17 protein-coding genes are annotated in these 20,602 nt (G+C 47.7%); 6 read left to right on the plus strand and 11 right to left on the minus strand.

Annotated features, from left to right (window positions below):
* Positions 1 to 23: 23 nt before the first annotated feature.
* The 4 genes from NG792_RS19935 (at position 24) to NG792_RS19950 (ending at position 6,041) form a co-directional block, all read left to right on the plus strand.
* Positions 24 to 2,699, plus strand: a complete 2,676-nt coding sequence (locus tag NG792_RS19935; protein WP_261200306.1) for a GAF domain-containing protein — start codon at positions 24 to 26, stop codon at positions 2,697 to 2,699.
* A 121-nt stretch (positions 2,700 to 2,820) separates the two neighbouring features.
* Positions 2,821 to 3,663 carry an adenylate/guanylate cyclase domain-containing protein gene (locus NG792_RS19940; protein WP_261200307.1) on the plus strand — a complete coding sequence of 281 codons (843 nt, stop codon included), beginning with the start codon at positions 2,821 to 2,823 and terminating at the stop codon, positions 3,661 to 3,663.
* A gap of 94 nt (positions 3,664 to 3,757) precedes the next feature.
* Positions 3,758 to 3,904, plus strand: a complete 147-nt coding sequence (locus NG792_RS19945; protein WP_261200308.1) for a hypothetical protein — start codon at positions 3,758 to 3,760, stop codon at positions 3,902 to 3,904.
* 28 nt (positions 3,905 to 3,932) lie between these two features.
* Positions 3,933 to 6,041 (plus strand): ABC1 kinase family protein, encoded by a 2,109-nt coding sequence (locus NG792_RS19950; RefSeq protein ID WP_261236547.1) that lies wholly within the window; start codon positions 3,933 to 3,935, stop codon positions 6,039 to 6,041.
* Between the two features lie 90 nt (positions 6,042 to 6,131).
* Here the strand turns inward: NG792_RS19950 and NG792_RS19955 are convergent, their stop codons facing one another.
* The 9 genes from NG792_RS19955 to NG792_RS19995 form a co-directional block, all read right to left on the minus strand.
* Complete coding sequence (locus NG792_RS19955) at positions 6,132 to 7,379, minus strand: glycosyltransferase family 4 protein (RefSeq protein WP_261236548.1); 1,248 nt, start codon at positions 7,377 to 7,379, stop codon at positions 6,132 to 6,134.
* A gap of 103 nt (positions 7,380 to 7,482) precedes the next feature.
* Positions 7,483 to 8,226, minus strand: a complete 744-nt coding sequence (locus NG792_RS19960) for a class I SAM-dependent methyltransferase (RefSeq protein ID WP_261200311.1) — start codon at positions 8,224 to 8,226, stop codon at positions 7,483 to 7,485.
* An 87-nt stretch (positions 8,227 to 8,313) separates the two neighbouring features.
* Positions 8,314 to 9,060 (minus strand): sulfotransferase domain-containing protein, encoded by a 747-nt coding sequence (locus NG792_RS19965; RefSeq protein WP_261236549.1) that lies wholly within the window; start codon positions 9,058 to 9,060, stop codon positions 8,314 to 8,316.
* Positions 9,061 to 9,252: 192 nt separating this feature from the next.
* Entirely contained in the window at positions 9,253 to 11,130 is a 1,878-nt protein-coding gene (locus tag NG792_RS19970) for a glycosyltransferase family 2 protein (RefSeq protein ID WP_261200313.1), read from the minus strand.
* Between the two features lie 137 nt (positions 11,131 to 11,267).
* A complete protein-coding gene (locus tag NG792_RS19975; protein ID WP_261236550.1) occupies positions 11,268 to 12,653 on the minus strand; it encodes a glycosyltransferase family 2 protein in 1,386 nt (461 codons plus the stop codon).
* Between the two features lie 12 nt (positions 12,654 to 12,665).
* Positions 12,666 to 13,712 (minus strand): sulfotransferase family protein, encoded by a 1,047-nt coding sequence (locus tag NG792_RS19980; protein WP_261236551.1) that lies wholly within the window; start codon positions 13,710 to 13,712, stop codon positions 12,666 to 12,668.
* A gap of 137 nt (positions 13,713 to 13,849) precedes the next feature.
* Positions 13,850 to 15,256 (minus strand): ABC transporter ATP-binding protein, encoded by a 1,407-nt coding sequence (locus NG792_RS19985; RefSeq protein WP_261200316.1) that lies wholly within the window; start codon positions 15,254 to 15,256, stop codon positions 13,850 to 13,852.
* 192 nt (positions 15,257 to 15,448) lie between these two features.
* Positions 15,449 to 16,264 carry an ABC transporter permease gene (locus NG792_RS19990; protein WP_261236584.1) on the minus strand — a complete coding sequence of 272 codons (816 nt, stop codon included), beginning with the start codon at positions 16,262 to 16,264 and terminating at the stop codon, positions 15,449 to 15,451.
* Between the two features lie 474 nt (positions 16,265 to 16,738).
* Positions 16,739 to 17,275 (minus strand): sll1618 family protein, encoded by a 537-nt coding sequence (locus NG792_RS19995; RefSeq protein WP_261236552.1) that lies wholly within the window; start codon positions 17,273 to 17,275, stop codon positions 16,739 to 16,741.
* Between the two features lie 73 nt (positions 17,276 to 17,348).
* Here NG792_RS19995 and ruvB point away from each other — a divergent pair, with 73 nt between their 5' ends.
* Together ruvB and NG792_RS20005 are read left to right on the plus strand one after the other, a co-directional pair.
* A complete protein-coding gene (ruvB, locus tag NG792_RS20000) occupies positions 17,349 to 18,461 on the plus strand; it encodes a Holliday junction branch migration DNA helicase RuvB (protein WP_261200318.1) in 1,113 nt (370 codons plus the stop codon).
* 126 nt (positions 18,462 to 18,587) lie between these two features.
* The gene (locus NG792_RS20005) at positions 18,588 to 19,451 is read left to right on the plus strand and encodes a tetratricopeptide repeat protein (protein WP_261200319.1); all 864 of its coding nucleotides are present in this window, start codon (positions 18,588 to 18,590) and stop codon (positions 19,449 to 19,451) included.
* Positions 19,452 to 19,613: 162 nt separating this feature from the next.
* Here the strand turns inward: NG792_RS20005 and NG792_RS20010 are convergent, their stop codons facing one another.
* Positions 19,614 to 20,423: a TIGR01548 family HAD-type hydrolase gene (locus tag NG792_RS20010; RefSeq protein WP_261236553.1), complete on the minus strand. Its 810-nt coding sequence runs from the start codon at positions 20,421 to 20,423 to the stop codon at positions 19,614 to 19,616.
* Positions 20,383 to 20,535: a hypothetical protein gene (locus NG792_RS20015; protein ID WP_261236554.1), complete on the minus strand. Its 153-nt coding sequence runs from the start codon at positions 20,533 to 20,535 to the stop codon at positions 20,383 to 20,385. Before NG792_RS20015 ends, NG792_RS20010 begins: the two co-directional genes overlap by 41 nt.
* Between the last annotated feature and the right edge of the window lie 67 nt (positions 20,536 to 20,602).

The following is a 20,602-nucleotide window of genomic DNA, read 5'->3' on the forward strand; positions in this document are numbered from 1 at the left end:
TGAAGTAAAGAGTTATAGATCTTATGACAGCTGCATCTCCAAATCCAAAGGCTTGGGACCATAACCATAATAGTAGTGCTGGTGCCGTGATTGATGTGACCCCTCAAATCGTTGACGGCGGCAAGTCCGATCATCACAGGTCCACATCCCCATCGGTAAGCGAACCTGAATCTAGCCCTCCGAGTAACAGTGGCGGCGGGGGGTCTTTAGTTCAGTCCAAGGGGACCTTCACCAGCTTTCTCGCCCCCCTCAATAAAGACAGCTTTACCCAAGTTGTCAAAGATGTGGAAGGGAAGCTCGAAGTCGTTAATCAAACCCTGTCGATGCTCGACAGCCTCCTCGATGCCCAAGGGTTTGACTCGATTCTCGATGAAATGTTGCGTTCCATCACGTTGAAAACCGGGGAACTCCTCGGCGCGGACCGCACCACGATATTTTTATTAGATGAAGAAAAGAACGAACTCTGGTCCATCATAGCCAAAGGTGCAGGGGGTAAGCCGTTAGAGATTAGGATTCCAGCAGACAAAGGAATTGCTGGGGAAGTCGCTACGTTTAAGAAAGTTGTTAATATCCCCTTTGATTTCTTTGACGATTCTCGGTCCGGTGCAGCTAAGGAACAGTTCAAAAAAACGGGTTACCGCACCTATACGATGCTCTGTTTACCCCTGTTGAACGAACAAGGGGCATTAGTGGCAGTGGTGCAGTTACTCAATAAGTTAAAAAAAATCCATGATGCGGACGCGGAATTGTCCGAACGGATTAATGCCAAGGGCTTTACCGAAGAAGATGAGCGGGTATTTGAAGAGTTTGCCCCCTCAATTCGTCTGATTCTGGAATCCTCGAAGTCCTTCTATAAAGCAACTCAGCGGCAACGTGCCGCAGCAGCGCTCATGGCAGCGACCCAATCTTTGAGCAAGAGTAGCCTCGACCTGGAAGAAACCCTCAAAAAGGTGATGGATGAGGCGAAACAACTGATGAACGCCGATCGCAGCACCCTATGGCTGATCGATCGCGATAAAAATGACCTATGGACCAAGATCCCGATCGGTCCGAGAGGAGAGTTAAAGGAAATCCGCATTCCAATGGGGGTCGGCTATGCCGGAACCGTGGGGAAAACTGGAGAACCCCTAAATATCCCCTTTGATTTGTACGATCATCCCGGGTGCGAAACCAGTAAGCGGGTTGATCAACAAAGCGGGTATCGGACTTGCAGTTTATTATGTATGCCGGTGTTCAACGCCGATGGGGAACTGATTGGGGTGACCCAGTTGGTGAACAAGAAAAAACAAGGGGAACATCCCGCCTACGAACCGACCCAATGGCCGGAAGCCCCAGATTGCTGGAAAGCCAGTTTCAATCGGTCCGATCAGGAATTTATGCAGGCGTTTAATACCCAAGCGGGAGTGGCGTTGCAAAATGCCAAACTCTTTGCCACGGTCAAGCAGCAAGAGCAAATGCAACGGGATATTTTGCGCAGCTTGAGCAATGGGGTGATTTCGACGGATAAGGCCGGAAATGCGATCGCCGCTAATGATAGTGCGCGTCAATTACTCGGTCTGGAACCGAGCGATCGCATAGAAGGCAAATCCGTGCGGGACTTGATCCAAATTAAAGATGGGGACTTTTCTAAGTGGTTTGATGCAGCATTGACGGCTAAAGATGATAAATCCCGTCAGCAGTATTATCCCGATCAAACCCTGATTGCCAAAGACGACAAAGAGCAACACAGCATTAACTTGTCGATTAACTCCATTGCTGATGCCTCGGACCGGGATAACGTTTATGGGGCCCTGGTGGTCATGGAAGATATCAGCGATGAGAAACGACTCAAGAGCACCATGTATCGTTACATGACCCAGGAAGTGGCAGAACAGTTACTCGCCTCTGGGGACACGGGACTCGGAGGCAAGCGCAAGGAAGTCTCGGTCTTGTTCTCGGATATCCGCAGCTACACCACCCTCACCGAAGGCATGGAGGCGGAAGATGTGGTGATCATGCTCAATGAATATTTTGAGTCGATGGTCGATGCGGTGTTTCAGTACAAAGGGACCCTGGATAAATATATTGGGGATGCAATCATGGCCGTGTTTGGGTCTCCCCTCCCCCTCAAGGACCATGCCTGGTGTGCGGTGCAGACGGCGGTGGAAATGCGGCGGCGGTTGATTGAATTCAACACGCATCGCACAGCGGTGGGTAAGCAAACCCTGAGTATCGGGATCGGGATCCATTCTGATGAAGTAGTCAGTGGGAATATCGGGTCCAGCAAACGGATGGAATTGACCTCTATTGGAGATGGGGTTAACCTCGGGTCTCGGTTAGAAGGCACGAGCAAAATGTATGGGACCGATATCGTAATTAGTGAAAAAACATATAATCCTTGTGCAGACAAGGTTTATGTTCGGGAGTTGGACTTTATTACCGTAAAAGGGAAAAGCGAACCCGTCAAAATTTATGAATTGGTGGGATTGCGATCGGACCCAATTTCTGACCACAATGTGCAAATTATCGAATCCTACACGAAGGGACGGGAGTTTTATTTGTCTCGGCAATTTGCGAAAGCTCTCCAAGAGTTTGGTAAAGTGTTGGAACTTGATAAGAATAATAAGGCGGCATCCTTACAGATGGATCGCTGTCAACATTTTGTGGTGGAACCCCCACCGGATGACTGGAATGGGGTCTGGAAGCTCACCGAAAAGTAGTATCCTAAACAGAGCCAGGGTACAACCGACAAGTCAGGAGTCAGAATTCTGCTTTGGCATCGTTCTTACTCCTGATGGCTTGAAGAAAGAGTGAATTCGTAGTTGACAATGTGTATGGAATATGGTAAATTCTAGCGGCGATCGCCAAGAAGTTTCAGTTTTATTCTCTGAAATTTCAGGCTATAGTAGCTTGACGGAAAATTTAGAAGCCTCCGAGGTCGCCTGTCTGCTTCAAGACTATTTTGAGTCGATGCTGCAAGCTGTAAATCATTACAGGCAGAATCACGAGCAACAAATAGAAGTGGCTTGTATTGGCAATGGACTGATTGTCGTCTTTGGTGCACCCCAGTTCCTAGAAAATCATGGGTGGATGGCATTGCAAACGGCGATCGCCATGCACAAAAAACTCGATGAATTTAATCATCATCGCCAAGAGCAAAATAAACCCGTGATTCAGATGGGAATAGGGATTAATTCCGATTGGACTATTAGCAATAATATTGCTGAAAACAAGTCCTTGCAATTTAGCGCGGTAGGCGATGGTGTAAATCTGGGCAATCTCCTCCAAGGAGTGAGCAATCAATATGGCTGCAATATCGTCTTGGGAGAAAACACTTATCGAGCTTGTGAGGAACGAATTTGGGCCAGAGAACTGGACCGGATTCGGATGCGATCGAACTATCCCCCGGTGGCTTTATATCAATATCTGGGACTCAAGGGAGAAGGGATTTCCGACGAGAGTAAAAAGGTGATGGAACACTATGACCTCGGACGGCAATATTATCTTAGTCGCAAGTTTGCGATCGCAATGGGAGAATTTGCCACCGTCTTGGAAATCAACAGCCACGATCGCGCCGCGCGGTTGCATCTAAAGCGCTGTCAGCGATTGCTCAAAGAACCACCTACGGAAGAGTGGGATGGGTCCTGGGTGGCTAAAAAATCTTGGGAACTGGCTGAACATTAGAACCAAAACAACCAGACAATGGCATCCTATTTTTGAGTGAGTGGGTTTCGACGGAATAGGGATTAGCGTTCTTGCCATCGGATGCTCTACAACCGTGCAGTACGTTCTTGAATCTCCCCTGGCGTTCCGTCGTTATACCTGCGAACGATTTGAGGCGATCGCAACCTGGACCCCCTCATTCCTCAGACTGAGATCCCGAGGCAGTTCTCAGCATAACGCACGGAATTGTTACAATAGTTAACATGGTTCCGTAAGTGGGTCCCGAAGACATGGATACAAAGACCGTTTCTCCTCCCTCCGTCAAAATTCAGCCCGATACCGTTTTGGAACAATCTCCGGGTTTAACCCCCTTTCCGGAACGGGTCAACAATCCTCCACTCACCGTGGACATTGATTCCGCCTCCACCGAACTGGTCCCCCTCAAATCCGGCGCACCGTACTCAGACAGCAATACTCTGTTGTACGACCCCGTTGCCATCACCGAACTCTATCGCGATCGCCCCTTTCTAGTCTGGGGGCGCAGATTTGCCATTTTATGGCCCCTTCTCACCCTCGCCTTTGGAATTTGGCGGGATAAGAAACTGGGTCGCGTCAAACAAAACGAACGAAAACGCGCCGAAAAATTGCGAATTACCCTAACTAAATTAGGCCCCGCATTTATTAAAGTCGGACAGGCCCTCTCCACTCGCCCCGACCTAGTGCCGCCCCTATATTTAGAAGAACTCGCCAAACTCCAGGACCAGCTACCCCCCTTTCCCAACGAACTCGCCTACCAATTTATCGAAGAAGAACTCGGCGATCGGCCCTCTGCCATCTATGCCGAAATCACCCCAGACCCCGTAGCTGCCGCCTCCCTCGGCCAAGTTTACAAAGGTAAACTCAAAACCGGCGAAACCGTCGCCATCAAAGTCCAACGCCCTGGACTCGCCGAAAGCATGGGACTCGATGTCTACGTCTTACGGCAACTGGCAATCTGGGTGCAAAAAAATGTCAAACAAGTTCGCAGCGACCTAGTTGCCATCATGGACGAGTTCGGCACTCGCATCTATGAAGAAATGGACTACAACAAAGAAGGAGAAAATGCCGAACGCTTTGCCCAACTCTACGGCCATCTTAAAGATATCTACGTCCCCAAAATTCACTGGGAATATACCGGACGTCGAGTTCTCACAATGGAGTGGATCAACGGCACCAAACTCACCCAAATCCCCGCCCTCACCGCCCAAGGCATCGACGCCAAATACCTGATCGAAGTCGGTGTGCAATGTTCCCTGCGCCAGTTGCTCGAACATGGCTTTTTCCATGCTGACCCTCACCCCGGCAACCTCCTCGCCACCCAAGATGGGAAACTCGCCTATCTCGATTTTGGCATGATGAGTGAGGTCAAACCCTATCAACGATATGGACTGATTCAAGCTGTCGTCCATCTGGTCAACCGCGACTTTGAAGGACTCGCAAAAGATTACGTCAAACTCGAATTCCTCACCCCAGAAACCGATCTCACACCCATTGTCCCGGCCCTCGCCAACGTTTTTAATAACGCCCTCGGTGCCAGCGTCGCCGAACTCAACTTTAAGAGCATTACCGACCAACTGTCGGAAATCATGTACGAGTACCCCTTCCGGGTTCCCGCTTATTATGCCTTAATTATTCGCTCCTTAGTCACCTTAGAAGGGATTGCGATTAACGTTGATCCGAATTTTAAAGTCCTGAGTAAAGCCTATCCCTATGTTGCTAAACGCCTATTAACCGACCCCTCCCCGGAATTGCGCGGGTCATTGAGAGACTTGCTGTTTAAAGATGGGGACTTTCGGTGGAACCGATTAGAAAACCTATTGAGAAATGCCAAAGAAAGTGATGATTATGACCTTTCCCAAGGATTAAATCAAGCCTTAGAATTTTTGTTTTCAGAACGGGGAGAATTCATCCGCGATCGCCTCGTTGAAGAATTAGTTAAGAGTCTAGATCATCTCTCCCGGGATGCCTTTAATAATGCTACCTCTGTCCTCCGAGAATGGGTCGGCTGGAAAGGAACTAAACCCGCCCCAGCCCTAACCAGTGGTGACCAAGAGAAAATGGAGCGAATTAAACGAATTTGGGGGATTTTACAAGAAACCCAAGGATTCAATCCCACCGAATTCATTCAAAAACTCGCCCCCTTCCTGATCAAACCTGAAACCCAACGCATGGGGCAAAAAATAGCTGGGGATTTAGCACAAAGAATGTTAGCCCGCCTGATTCGGGAAGTTCTCCTCAAAGAAGAACCGCCCAATGGCAATGGCAAAACATCCTATCCCACCCGTCCCCAACAACAATTACCCCCCTCCCGCACCAATGGAAAAGTTATCACCTATCCCAATGTAACGGTTAGGAAATAGCCCCCCCAAGCGCAACCCTGTAGGGTTGCGCCATATAAATAAAGCCCGCCTACGCGGGCTAATTTTTATCCAATTATCTGTTTATAGGGGTTACCCCAGTACGGTGAAACTTTTGTTGGTTAAAACCCCACTGGCGACATCTTCAATGAGTTGGATATGCCGCTTGAGTAAGCTTGGCATGGCATACCGTTCGATCGCCGTTTCTCGGGCTTTTTTACGAATCTGTGCCATGCGGGTGGGATGATTGAAGACTTCATCCACGCGATCGGCGATTTGTTTGGGGGAGAAAAAGTCTACGAGTAATCCATTTTCCCCATCGGTGATCACTTCGCGGACAGGTTGAGTATCGGACCCCAAGACTAAGCAACCTGTGGAGAGGGATTCAATCATGGACCAAGATAAGACAAAGGGTCGCGTGAGATAAACATGGACGTCAGACGCTTGAATGACTTTTAAATATAATCCATAAGGCAAGGACCCGACAAAGTGAACCCGCGTTAAATCGAGGGGGACTTTTTTGAGCATATAGTCTTTGTAGGTTTCCCCGTTGGGGAGGGATTTGCCGTAGCAAACGCGATCGGAACCGACGACGACAACATGACAATTAGGACGGCGTTCCTGAATATAACCCACCGCTTCGATAAATTCGGGAAATCCACGATAGGGTTCCATGCCTCGCGCCACATAAGTGACGAGTTCATCTACATGGGATAAATCGAGGTTGGGGAGGACTAATTTGGCGCCTGGTTCGGGTTTAAAATACTCGGTATCGACGCCATCATGAATGACGGAGAGTTTGCTATGAAATTCTGGGGGAAATTGCGATCGCTGCCAATAGGTGGGAGAAACCCCCCAATCGCAGGAGGCTAAATCAATTAAAATGGGCGCATTTTTAACACGAATTCGAGCCACATCATCCGCATTTAAGGGGTCATTGGGGTCAAAGTTGGCATCGGACCCGTAGGCATGATAATACCATTCAAAATAGCACATTAAGGGAGTTTCAGGATAAATATCCTTGGCAAATGTCGTCGGACCCCACCCAGAATGACCGTAAATTACATCGGGCACAAATCCTTCGGTTTTAAGTTGTTCCGCCATCCGATAAACCGCTTGTCCGTAAATGACGGCACTTTCTAGGGGACGAACATAATGGTGAGTGGCAGGATGGGGGTCCCGGCTGGGGGAAAATAAGGCTTTTTTGACCCCAGGAATCACCCACTCAGGGCGTTCATTTTTTGTTCCAAAAACAACTTGATTTTTAGGATTGCTGCCTAATACGGTAGCTAAATGACGAAACTGGGCTGGAAAGTTAGGATGCAGGAAGAGGATGCGCATGAGCTATAGTTGCAACGGTTATGGTAAACAATAAGGGGGCAAAAATTAAGATTAGGAACAAAATGTGGTTAACTTTTTGTTCCTAATCTTAAGGGGGGAGAAGTTAAACGATGGGGGCTTTGCAGACCCAAACGCAATCTCGGGGAACCGACTGAGTGTCTTTGACTAGAATTTCATAATTGAGATGGGTGAGAAATTTTTCCATGATGTGATCGCTCATCACAGAAAAGGCCGATCCATGCCGTTGTCCTCGTAAATTGAGATGCCATTCACTCAAAAACTTTTGCCAACCCAATTCGCTCAGAATGTTTGTATGGTGGAAGACACAAAGGTGATCGCCTCGTAGTAAAGCTGGAATTTGAGTCAAATAATTGAAAATATCGCGAGGTTCCAAATGCACCATCGTATCGTAACAGAAACAAATATCAACAGAGTTGGCTTCGATCGCACTGAGAGTCAGTCCATCAAGCTTGAGATAGGTCACGCGATCGTCCCCAAGGTGCGATCGCGTGGCCTCTAGCATTTTACTAGAAATGTCCGCACAAATTAGTGTTTTGCAGTGTTTGAGCAACAATGCGCCGGTTTTGCCACCCCCCACACCGATTTCTAAAACCCGATGTTCCGGCCCGATATAAGGCTGAATGAAGCGCTGTTCAATCAGGGTTTCATATTCACCTAGGGTATGGGCAGCGCCTGCCCCTTTTCCTATCCATTCATCGCCAATGCGATCGAGTTCGGGATGCAACTCGTGCCAGATTTCGGCGTAAGCATCCCAGGTCCCTTCATAGTCAATGCCATGATTGGTCTTTTCCATTGCGGTGTCGTACACCTCCGAATTAGACAACATTAAAGCGAACTTTGAGGACCGATCCTCCACCCCGGTTCTATACCGGGATGACCATCCGACCGCATTCTTTTACCATAGTATGGTGATTTAATCCCAAGAAAAATTGAGGGAAAATTCATCCAAAAGATGTTGGTTGTGCGGCTGAAAATATTGATTCAAGGTGGATTGGAGTCCATCCGGCAGAGTGGCATACTCTCCAGCATTGTGCTTGGGATAGTCCTCAATTTCCATCGGGGGTAAGCCTAAAAATGCCAAGGTTTTTGCTAGGGTAGCCGCCGGATTGGCATAAAATGCTTCGCTTGAAAGGATTAAGAATTGCTCTTTAGGGAAAAGTTCCATCCAACTTTTGAGTTGATTGGCATAAATTCCCCGGGATAAATACGTGTAATGTTGATGATTGTAACTATAATATTTGGGGTCAGCTAACATTTTTTCCACTTCCCCTGCGAGTCTTGCGGGTTCTTGGGCGATCGCCTCGGCAAAAGAAAGGGTCTCAAATCCCAACCGCACTTCATGGTTATAATGAGACCATGCTCTTTCCACCGGATTTCTAAGCAAGACAATCAGCTTAACTTGGGGAAATAAATTTTTAACCCGGCGCGGCACTAAGGGATGAAATAGATAATAAGGAGTGGCTTCTCCCGTCAGCATCTGCTTCTCGCTTTCTGGGAGAGGAAATTGTTGGCGATACCAGTCAATTCCGTGATGAAAATTGAGGCCAAAAAAATGAACTTCTTTTTGAGCAGCCGGAAGAATTTGGGTATGTTGAGTTAAGTAATGATAGAGAGAGGTTGTCCCTCCTTTTTGGGTTCCGATAATCAGAAAATCTGGCATAATTGGGTTTAGGTACGATCACCAATAACATCGTTTAAGGACTAGGAAGCCGGGGGTGAACCTCATTGGTTTCATTATAGAGAATGACCTTTCAATATTACTGAATTCATTCCCCACACTCCACCTACTAACAATCACAAAAGCCTCTGATATAGCTTCTTGAGTGGGTTCTTTAGCTCAAAGTAAACTGGATTAAATCCCGATGCTATAATCTTCGCGATCGCGGGTTAAATTTGGGCTATAGCAGGGGTCATGCTTAATGATAGATTTCCAGCGATTCCGCATATAGTCAATCTCTTTAGCAAACCGAGCAATTTTTTCCGGGGTATCCTCAAATCCCCGACTTTTTGATTCATAGTGATACAAAACTACATGAGGTAAATAGAGATTGCGATACCCTTTTTCCAGCATTTTCAAGCATAAGTCTACATCATTAAAAGCGATGCTCAAATGTTCCTCATTAAACCCTCCCACCGAGTCAAACACATCCCGACGACACATCAAACAAGCGGCAGTGACAGCGGAATAATTATTCACCGTCTTGAGTTGATAGTAATATCCCGGAACCTGGGACGGAAAATGCTTATGACTGTGACCCGCGACTCCCCCTAATCCAATCACCACCCCGGCGTGTTGGATAGTATCATCCGGGTACAACAGTAACGCCCCAACTGCCCCAATAGTGGGCCGTTGCACCTGTTCCACCATTGCCGTCATCCATTCTCCATCCAGCACTTCTGTATCGTTATTTAAAAATAGCAAATACTGGCTTTCAGTTTGGGTCACGGCATAGTTATTAATTTTAGAAAAATTAAAGGGAATGTCGTATTTCAGGCAGCGAAAACGGTCTGGTTCTTGCGCTTCCCATTTACTGAATAACTCTAGGGTATCGGGTTCATCACTGCCATTATCGATAACCAATACTTCATAATTGGGATAGGTGGTTTTCTCAAAAATTGAAGTGAGGCAGGTGTTGAGAATTGACCCCAAATTGCGGGTGGGAATAATCACCGTAACCCGCTGATAATCCTGGATATGATAGCGCACAATCCAGTGACCTCCGGGAGTGGGGAGGACTCGTCCGGGTTCTCCTCGTCGGACTAATGCTTCCGTGAGGGCTTTTTCAGCGGCATCAATGGCATAGTTTTTGGTTTCTAAGTCGCTGGCAGTGGATTGGGGATGAATGCGCCAGTGGTAGAGAATTTTCGGAATGTGATAAATTTTATCTGTTTTTTCCGTAAATCTTAAGACAAAATCGTAGTCTTGGGACCCTTCATAGCCGATTCTAAATCCGCCAATTTCCTCCACGATCGCACGGCGATATAGTCCCAGGTGGCAGGTGTACATTCGAGAGAGAAAAGAATCAGGACACCAGTCGGGTTTAAAGAACGGGTCCCGCAGCATATTGCTGTCATCTACTTTATCTTCATCGCTATAAATCATATCCGCATCGGGATGTAGATTCAGCCATAAAGCCATTTCATATAAAGCATCGGCATTGAGCATATCATCATGGTCTACGAGGGCAATATAGTCCCCAGTAGCCAAGGCGATCGCGGAATTAGAAGCTGCCGAAATATGACCATTTTTCTCGCGAAATACTAACTTAATTCGCTCATCGCGTTCCGCATATTCTTTTAAAATAGGTTTAATATGATCAGCGGTGGAAGCATCATCGGCGATGCAGAGTTCCCAATGGGGATAAATCTGAGAAGTCACCGAATCCAGTGCCATTCTCAAATAGAACTCCGGGGTATTATAAACCGGCATAATAATGCTAATTAACGGCTGATATTGAAACACCTGTAACGTTTGAGTTTTGTGCCGTAAATCTGCTGCCCGAGATGAATTTTGCCCCAGCCAAAAATGATAATCCGAATAAGGATGAGTGACTTCCGGCGCGCCCGGGCCCGGAAGGGGATTATCATCAAGTTTAAAATAAAGTTTCCGAAATAATCGAGCTAGGGCATAGCGGACGCCTTGGGTTTTAACTTTTTCATAAAACCGCTTAGATAACCGCTGGGCGCGGGATAAGTTGTCGAGGGTTCGGGACAGAGGATGGTTTCGCATTCGTTCTTGATTTGAGCAGGGTGCAGGGGTTTTCAAAAATCGGGGTAGGAGGGGGAAAACGATTAAAATTTCCCGCTAAAATTGACCAACACTTTTATGAATTCATGTTCCATCTCTGCGGTTTGAACTAACATTCATCATCCCTTCACCGGATTGGTCATCCGGAAAGCTTGTTTTAGCTTAAACCATCGGGTCCGTAATTTCCAGAATTTACTGGAGTGCATTGCTGCAATTTCCTGTTGAGCTTGTTCCAGGGTGGCCTGAGTCTGTAAAATCTGGGATTGGAGTTGATGGTGGATGCGATCGCGCTCATGAAGTTGGGCCTCCCACTCGGCCTGGAGTTGGGCAGTCTGCTGTTGGGACTGGTGGGTGAGTGCGTCTAGTTGTGCTTGCACCTGGGTCCGGGTTTGTTCAAGTTCCTGCTGTTGGAGTTGAGAAGGTCGCACCGCTTCTTGGCATTGCACCTCAAAGTCAGCGCGAGATTGTGCCAACTGCTGCTGTAAATCTAGGATTTGAGACTCTAACGATTGATTTTCCCCCTGAGATCGCCGCAGTTCCCCTTGCAATTCCTGGATTTCCTCCTCCAACTGGGCTATTTTTGCCCTTGGGTCCAATGCCTCCGTTTCTTGTACTCGTGCGCGGAGGACTTGCAACTCGGTTTCTGCTTCTTCCAGTTGCGATCTCAAAACCGCTAATTTCACCTCGGTTTTGTTCAGCGTTGCAGCAATTTCTTCGTTTTTCTCCTGTTCTGCTAACCGTTCGCACTCTTTTTGAGCGAAAATATTCGCAAAATTCGTCGCATATAATCCAATATGCTTGCTACAAATATAGCGAAATAATTCTTGGCGATTCTCCGGGATATTACAAGCACTCACCATTGAATTCGCCCGCAAGCGATACTCATACATTACGTCAGAAATATGGTGAAATTGCCACCCTTTTTCAGCCGCACCCAGCCAAAAATCCCAATCTTCATAGCCTAACTTTCGGGGAATATGGGAATCATACCCCCCACAGTCTTGCCAAACCGTTCTTCTAAACACCGCACAGGCATCAATATAATTTCCGGCCACGAGGCGATTAATATCAAAGTCCGGAACCTCGACAATGCCGGTTTTTTCTCCAAATAATTCGGCATTGCCATAGACTACCCCCACTTCCGGGTGTTCATCTAAAATAGCTACTGCTTCAGTAATGTAATCCGGCTTAATTTTATTATCAGCATCCAAGGGTAAAATATAGCGACCTCGGGCCTTTGTGATGCCGGTATTGCGGGCAGCGGCGAGTCCTTGATTGGATTGGTCAATCACCTGATATTCCTTTTGTTGGAGATAAGCCAGCACCTTTTGGGTCACTGGGGAGGTTGAACCATCATTAACAATTAAAATTTCATAAACTGAGTCTTGACAGCTTTCAACACTGGCGATCGCCTCTAAAACAAACTCTCCTTGGTTGTAACAAGGAATAATCACCGATACCGCTATCTTGGATATTGCATTGTAGTCTGCTGCCGATTCCGACATATTACCCGGGTCCTATAATTGGCTTGATTTGGGATTGATAGTGCGGGCAACTGCCCCTTTCAATTCAGACCATTTTACCTTGAGTTTCCAGAACTTCGAGGTTTCCATCCAAGCGAGTTGTTCTCGGAGGCGATCGCATTCGGCCTGAATCTCACCCACCCCCGAAGCCGAATTCGCCTGGGTTTCAAGCTGAATTTTGGCCTGCACCGCTTCATGATGCAACCACAGGGGATAAATTTCTAAAGGTAACGAATCAGACTGCGGCTGTGGAGTAAAATGACTAGGTATATCCGCCGTCCAATCCAGTTGTTCTAAAATAGAAAGATAGGGCAGTTCCGGATGTTGGAGAAACCGTACCAATGGGCGGTCAGGGGGCAATTGCTGAAACAAATTCGGGTCATAAATAGTTTGGAACGCCCGGTCATCTAATTCCGATTTGACCGAAAGATTTAACTTGGTTTCTAAAAGTTTGACTAATTGAATCGGTTGTGCTAAAAGGGCATTAACATTCACCAATAGACAGCGATCGGGATAGCGGCGATAAAAATCCAAAATATGGCGATTGTAATAGGCCCAACTGCGGATGGCATAATCAGGACGCTGGGAAAAAATTCCGCTATTTAGACGCAAAATGGAATCCACCACATCCCAGGGGAGACGATAGACGAATAGATAACGCGCCTCAGGGAGTAACTCATGCCAAAAATCGAGCATTAGGGAGGTCCTGGGGTCCTTCCAACCCCAAAGACCTCCCTGAGTATTTCGCGAGTCAATTAACCCTTGTGCCGTTGTTAAACCCGTTTTAAAGTGGTCCACATTGAGGGATTCCTGTTCCGTCCAACCCCAATCGGGCCAACCGGGGTCCCCAGGGGGACAACTTTCCTGGAGAAGCGATCGCTGAAACTCCAGAAAATCCAAATCCTCGAAATACCCCTTCACATTAAAACGGTCAGCTTTATAGAGGCGATCGCCAAGTTCCACCCCGATGACTTTCATCAACGAAGCGATCAGAGAAGTTCCCGAACGGTGCATTCCGGTTATGATCAGGGGCAACGACATGATTCCTTGTATCCGTATCAATTAAAGGACATTTCCACGGTCCCATCCTCCCCCCTGAATCCGGTTTAATGAGGGGAGGTTGGCGGGAATTGTTGGGTCATTCAGTCACAAGTCAAATTAAATCAAATTAAATCAAATTAAATCAATTCAATTTCTTTGACCATTTCCGGGACCTCTGCATCAACCGTAACACTGGGTTTAACCAGTAAGTCTACAATGCCGGTGGCGGATAAGCTTTGTTCCTGTTGAACCCGGAACATTGCCACATCAATACAACGGGCTAAATAAGTAAAATCCCCATTGACAATCCCCGAAACTCCAGCATTTAAAAAATAAACCCCGGGATTGAGCAAACATTTAAACCGGAATTTTACAACAACTTTCGTCCCCGCTTCAACCGTTTGCAGAGAATGTTCGGAAAATGAATGAGACGCCCCACCGAGGTCTAGACCACTAATAGTTTTCACCAACATCCCACAGCGAATTTGAGAAGCAGACTCCAAAAATTCCACCGTATAGGTATAAACATATTCGTGACGACCCACTAGGTTGTTCACTTTTTTTCCGGTGGGGGTCATGATGTGGGGGTCAATAATTTTCGCCCCACGGGATTCATAGTGTAGGGTATTACTCGGTTGCAGGTCTTCATCATAATAAGCGCGCGCTGCCTGTTCGACCGGACCCGACGAGGATGGCAGGGCAAATTCACTGGAAGGAGCCTTAAAAAACGGCAGTTTGGGCGCGTCTTCTGGCTCATCTTTTTCCTGATTTAACTTGCGAATTTCATCGCATAATGCCTCGACTTTATGAGGAGGAGAATAAATCAGTTTTTGATATTTATCCACCACAATTTTTGGGGTATGATAGAGTAGCAATTCCCCATCATGCATAAAAATTGCGGAATCACATAACTCAATAACCATTGCAGCGGCATGGGAGACAAATAAAATCGTCCCGCCTCGTTCTTGGATGGTTTCAATCCGCGCAAAGCACTTGCGTTGAAAGGCTTCATCGCCGACGGAAAGGGCTTCATCCACGATGAGAATATCCGGGTCAACGCTGGTGGCGACGGCAAAAGCTAACCGGACAAACATCCCGCTGGAGTAGGTTTTGACGGGTTGATCCAGGAAATCGCCGATATCGGCAAAGGCGACAATTTCATCGAATCGATTCTCTACTTCTTGTTGAGAGAGACCGAGTAATTGAGCATTAAAAAAGACATTTTGCCGTCCGGTAAATTCCGGATTAAACCCGCTGCCGAGTTCGAGGAGAGCGGAAATTCGGCCTTTGACTTCAACTTCGCCGCTGGTGGGAGATAGAGTGCCGACAATGGTTTGGAGGAGGGTACTTTTTCCGGATCCATTGCGACCGACAACGCCGAGGGTTTTGCCTTTAGGAAGTTCTAGGGAGACATCGCGTAAAGCCCAGAATTCATCGGAGCAGACTTTGCCGGGGAGGAGAATTTCTTTCAGGCGATCGGCGGGATGCCGATAGCGTTTGAAGCATTTGGAAACATTTTTTAGCGAAATTGCAATTTCACCCATGAGTTTACTGGTGTATGAAACGGCCTGTCAATTTGTGGAGGAGGGAAGGAGAGGGATAGGGGAGATAGGGAGGATGGGGAGGATGGGGGAGATGGGGAGGATGGGGGAGATGGGGTAGAGAAATTAGTAACAAGAGTTGGTAGTAACGACTGAAGTCGTTATCTTCCCCATCCTTTATCCTTTATTCTTAATTTAGATGACATCCGCAAAGGCGGGGCGTAAGCGTCGGTAGGACCAGAAACCAAGTGCGAAGATGACTAAAGAAATCACGGTAGCAAGTGCCCATTCTCCGGGGTGGTTGATTTCTCCAACGAGGATAATATCTCGATAGGTTTCTGCGATCGCCGCCATTGGATTCAACCAAAATACTAACTCCCGCCATTGCTCAGGAATCACGGTAGCGGGGTAACAAATTGGAGTCACATAAAACCACAAATTTACCAGGACACTTAAGGTTTGGGGAATGTCTCTCAAAAATACGGTGAATCCCGAGGTTAAATATCCCAATCCAGCCGTAAATAGCAGTTGGGTCACCCACACTAGGGGGAGGAGGAACAAAGTGGGATGTAGCGTATCGGAAGAAATCGCTAACATGAAAATTAAGGCCATGAGTCCAAAGGTACTTTCGATAAAGGCGGAGAGCACCGGGACCCAGGGAAGTAAACTCAGGGGGAAAACCACTTTTTTGACTAAATTGGGTTGTCCTACCACCACATTAGAGGCTTGCATAAAGCCACTGGTAAAAGCAATCCAAGGGACCAATCCGGCAAACAACCATAAACCAAAGGTAAAGCTATTTTCCGGTAAGTTATTGTCGGGCAGCTTGACCTTTAAAATAACAGAGAAGACATAGGTGTAAATTAACAATTGGGAAAGCTGATTGAGCAACGGCCACAAATTGCCCAAAACTGACCCTTTATAACGAGCGGCTAAGTCTCGTTGAACCAGGGTTTTGAGCAGGTTGAGCTTGATTAACAGTTGTTCATCGAGCAGTGACCTTTGGGAAATGGGGTTTGCCTTGCGAAAGGCTCCTTTGATTGTTCTGACCAATTTTCACATCCTCACCCACAACTACAGATAGGGGGCTACATGGGTGCGATTGCAGGTGCAACGCTCAGGCGATCGCTCGATTTGAGGATCCTCTGACACCATGAGCCGGGAATTAACTAGACTTAGAGGCGATCGCTCGTTGGAGGGTTCCCCCTTCCTATGGCGATCGCGCTTAGAGCTTAGGATAACCAATCCCCTGTCAGAATAGCCTAACGGAGAAAGTTATAAGCATATTTTCTTAGTCTTTTTGCAAAAACAGTATATCCTGATAGCTTGTCAGATACGGGCCTCCACACCATCGGCCATAATATTTCCCCACGACACTAACTCTTCTTTTGGAGCTCCACTCTAACAACAGGCCCCTTCATCTTTTCTTTAATGATTACAGCGTTGGGTAAATGTCGGTTAATTTCATCCAAAGTGGGGCTTTTCCTATAAAACAGCTTGCAACGCTGTGGCGATCGCCGCTTTTTGTTCCGCGTCGTACTTCCAGCGTTCTAAAAATGACTGATAACTTCCGGTTCCACTGCGGATGGTTTCTAACAGAGATTCAATCTTGCGGTGCATCGTCGGTAAGGCTAGAGTTTGAATAATCACTGTGCTGCGATCGCGCACGCGCTCGGATCCTTGAGCCGTCGTTTCATCTCCCGAACGGCGGTGAGCAATCACCATTGCCGAAGACATCGCCAGATTTTTAACCATTAATTCCGAAACAATCTCCTCGGAGGAGCCTAATCCCTGGAAAATTCCAGGAGAGGGGCGATCGGCCAAAGTCCCCTCATCACTCAAGTAAGTCACGAAAAACCCCCGCGCCCCATTTTCAGTTCGCACCAAATTTTCAGTAACTTGAGCAATCTCTGTTTCTGAAAGCGCCCCTGTCGCCATTTGCTCTAGGAACGATTGGGTGAGGGCGATCGCCTCCGGAAAGCTCACCGAGTCCGGTACCGTTAAAGAAGATACATTAGTCATAAGTCATAAAATAGCCCGTTTAAAAAAGGGCGCTTCGCGCCATTCGCACTATTGTCTACGAACAAAGGCACTCATGGCAATCATCTCTTCCCATAACCCCACCGATCCACCGCAGAAAGAGCGTAAAACCGCTGAAAAAGCTGCAACCTACCACCCCTCAACCCCTGGACTGCTCGAACCCCAAGCAACCCCGGAAGAACAAATCAACATTCAGCAGGAAGAAAGCATTCGCCCTCACCGCTTGGCGGATTATATTGGACAAAAAGACCTCAAAGAAGTCCTAGATATTGCCATTAAAGCCGCCAAATCGCGATCGGAAGCTCTGGATCATTTATTGCTGTATGGTCCCCCCGGTTTGGGCAAAACCACAATGGCTTTGATTTTATCCAGTGAAATGAAAGTGGGCTGTAAAATCACCTCAGCCCCTGCTTTAGAACGCCCCCGAGATATCGTCGGGTTACTGGTGAATCTGCAACCTGGGGATGTACTGTTCATCGATGAAATTCATCGCCTCAGTCGGATGAGTGAAGAAATTCTCTATCCGGCATTGGAAGATTTTCGCGTGGATATTACCATCGGCAAAGGACAAAGTGCACGAACTCGGACTATTCCCCTGCAACGGTTCACCCTGGTGGGAGCCACAACCCGCATAGGTAATCTCTCCTCCCCCCTGCGCGATCGCTTTGGGTTGATTCAACGGTTACGCTTCTATGAGGTGGATGAACTAACGGCGATCGTCCAACGGACTGCCGAACTCCTACAAACTCCCATTACCCCTGATGGATGCGAAGAAATTGCCCGTCGTTCTAGGGGAACTCCCCGCATCGCTAACCGCCTCCTCAAACGGGTCCGCGACTACGCCCAAGTCAAGGAATGCGGAGATATTAACGCCTCCGTGGCCAATCAAGCCTTAGAATTGTTTAACGTAGACCCGATCGGTCTGGATTGGACCGACCAACGTTTATTAAAAATGTTGATTGAAAATTTCAACGGCGGCCCAGTAGGATTGGAAACCCTCGCTGCGGCAGCGGGAGAGGATTCTCAAACCATTGAGGAGGTTTATGAGCCTTATTTATTACAAATCGGCTATTTGAATCGCACCCATCGCGGCAGAACCGCCACCCCAGCCGCTTGGCGGCATTTCGGTTACAACCCACCCCCGGAACAATTGTCTTTGAAGATTTAGATTTAATCGCCCGCACCCTAAAGGGTGGGGCTATACGGACGAAGCCTGCCTGCGCAGGCTAAGAGAAAAAACAGACTTTTGACAACTGGATTTGGTATCAATCTAATTTAAAAAAAAACATACCCAATGGAGAAAGGATTGAGAACAACAGCGAACCTTTGGCAACGGCAGGTAATCAGAATCGCATTGCTCTGTTTAGTCTGTTTATTCACTTGGATCGGAACGTTTAGTCCAGCTTATGCTCAATCGGAGGAAGCGGAAACGCGGGGACTGGGGGCTGAAGCAATTTTACAACTGGAAGAACTGGGAACCCAAGCCTTTGCGGCGATGAATGCTGGGGATTTAGTAGGGGCAGAAAGGTACTGGACTCAGTTTTTAGAGCAGGTGCCGGATAATGCGGCTGCCTGGAGTAATCGCGGGAATATCAAGGTGAGTTTAAATAAACTCGAAGAGGCGATCGCCGACTATAATCGGGCGATCGCACTGGCACCAGATGCTCCCGACCCCTACCTCAATCGCGGAACTGCCTATGAGGGGTTAAAACGCTGGGACGATGCGATCGCCGACTACAATCATGTCCTCGAACTCGACCCCCAAGACCCTGCCGCCTACAATAATCGTGGCAATGCCGAAGCGGGACGCGGAAACTGGACCGAAGCTGTTGCCAACTATCAAAAAGCCAGTGAACTCGCCCCAGATTATGCCTTCGCCCGCGCCAATTACACCCTCGCCCTCTATCAAACCGGGGAAGAAGCAGCCGCTATCCAGTCGATGAAAAATATCCTCCGCAAATATCCCAAATTTGCCGATATGCGGGCCGCCCTCACCGCCGCCCTCTGGACCCAAGGACATCGCGGTGAAGCCGAAAGCAATTGGGTTGCTGCCGTCGGTTTAGACACCCGCTATAAAGATTTAGACTGGGTTGCCAATATCCGCCGCTGGCCCCCTGCAATGGTCAGCGCCCTGGAGAAGTTTCTTAAGATTGAGTGAGGGGTCATTGGTCATTTGTCATTGGTCATTGGTCATTTGTCATTGGTCATTGGTCATTTGTCATTGGGGGATGGGGGATGGGGGATGGGGGATGGGGGAGATGTTTGTAGTAATGACTTGCTGTTGTTATCCCTCGCAGTCTTTGCCATCACGTTTGAGCCTTCAGGTATTGCCTCTAACTAACTCCGCAATCAAGGCTGGTGTCAACTCCTTAACATTCCCTAAGACGATCGCTGCACCTGCTTTTTTCAGTGTGGCACTGTAGGCGTTTTTTCTCTCTTCGCTTTCTTGCACATGAGGCGGTAAAACCCCCACCCCGACCCAGGTTCGCTTCGGATCCTGTTGCTTGGCTTGGGTAACTGTGTACAAATCCGCTACGGTATCTCCCACATACACCACCGGGGCATTCTCAACACTGGAATATCGACTTTGTAATTGCTCCAGGGTGGCAAAAAGTCCTGTCGGGTCCGGCTTCCCCGGTGCATCTTCCATCGCAATTACAACTGGATCCGTTAATCCCAGGGCACCTTCTAAGACATAAGCGGCTTCTGCTCTCATGGCCCCACTAAAAAAGCCCCAGGGAATTCCCGCTTGGGTCAAACTGTCCAAATAGGCGGGATTAACTAACAAGGGTTCTTGACAAATGTAGCCTGTCATGGTAAGAGGGTCGGGACCGCGATAGCGGGATTGAAAAAAGTTAACCAGGGTATCGTAATCCAATGACAGGCGATCGCGACTTTGACCTTGACTCTCGAAGTAGCGACAAACTAACTCAAAAGAGGCATCCCAGTCATTATTCCAGACGCCTTCTGACTTGAGCCTGTCAATGTCTGCCGAGGAAGGACGATAGGCAGTTTGGGTAAAGTGTTCTACCGTATCAGCGATCGCCCTGCGGTAAGAACCGCTGACATCCCGAATCACCCCATCAATATCAAAAACTGCGATCGCCGTCGTTGTCATATTCGTATCCATCGTAAGTAGGTCCCCTCCATAACAGCTTTAAAGTGCTGTTATTCAGGATATAGGCCCTAGAGCATCGATAGTCCCAAAAGAAAAAAGATTGCGATCGCCTTTCGTTAAACATCAGCTATAATTAAAAACTGGCCTATTCCCAAAGAAGGGGACCCGGAAAAATTGAGATTTTATTTGAG

This window comes from Laspinema olomoucense D3b, from assembly GCF_025370785.1.
In the GTDB taxonomy this organism is placed as follows: domain Bacteria; phylum Cyanobacteriota; class Cyanobacteriia; order Cyanobacteriales; family Laspinemataceae; genus Laspinema; species Laspinema olomoucense.

Bases quoted from the DNA above. Each gene is read 5' to 3' on its own strand.
- ruvB (WP_261200318.1), top strand. From the start codon at position 17,349: ATGGCAATCATCTCTTCCCATAACCCCACCGATCCACCGCAGAAAGAG.
- NG792_RS20010 (WP_261236553.1), bottom strand. From the start codon at position 20,423: ATGGATACGAATATGACAACGACGGCGATCGCAGTTTTTGATATTGAT.
- NG792_RS19965 (WP_261236549.1), bottom strand. From the start codon at position 9,060: ATGCCAGATTTTCTGATTATCGGAACCCAAAAAGGAGGGACAACCTCT.
- NG792_RS19975 (WP_261236550.1), bottom strand. From the start codon at position 12,653: ATGTCGGAATCGGCAGCAGACTACAATGCAATATCCAAGATAGCGGTA.
- NG792_RS19940 (WP_261200307.1), top strand. From the start codon at position 2,821: ATGGTAAATTCTAGCGGCGATCGCCAAGAAGTTTCAGTTTTATTCTCT.
- NG792_RS20005 (WP_261200319.1), top strand. From the start codon at position 18,588: ATGGAGAAAGGATTGAGAACAACAGCGAACCTTTGGCAACGGCAGGTA.
- NG792_RS19970 (WP_261200313.1), bottom strand. From the start codon at position 11,130: ATGCGAAACCATCCTCTGTCCCGAACCCTCGACAACTTATCCCGCGCC.
- NG792_RS19955 (WP_261236548.1), bottom strand. From the start codon at position 7,379: ATGCGCATCCTCTTCCTGCATCCTAACTTTCCAGCCCAGTTTCGTCAT.
- NG792_RS19980 (WP_261236551.1), bottom strand. From the start codon at position 13,712: ATGTCGTTGCCCCTGATCATAACCGGAATGCACCGTTCGGGAACTTCT.
- NG792_RS20015 (WP_261236554.1), bottom strand. From the start codon at position 20,535: ATGTTTAACGAAAGGCGATCGCAATCTTTTTTCTTTTGGGACTATCGA.
- NG792_RS19960 (WP_261200311.1), bottom strand. From the start codon at position 8,226: ATGTTGTCTAATTCGGAGGTGTACGACACCGCAATGGAAAAGACCAAT.
- NG792_RS19950 (WP_261236547.1), top strand. From the start codon at position 3,933: ATGGATACAAAGACCGTTTCTCCTCCCTCCGTCAAAATTCAGCCCGAT.
- NG792_RS19935 (WP_261200306.1), top strand. From the start codon at position 24: ATGACAGCTGCATCTCCAAATCCAAAGGCTTGGGACCATAACCATAAT.
- NG792_RS19985 (WP_261200316.1), bottom strand. From the start codon at position 15,256: ATGGGTGAAATTGCAATTTCGCTAAAAAATGTTTCCAAATGCTTCAAA.
- NG792_RS19995 (WP_261236552.1), bottom strand. From the start codon at position 17,275: ATGACTAATGTATCTTCTTTAACGGTACCGGACTCGGTGAGCTTTCCG.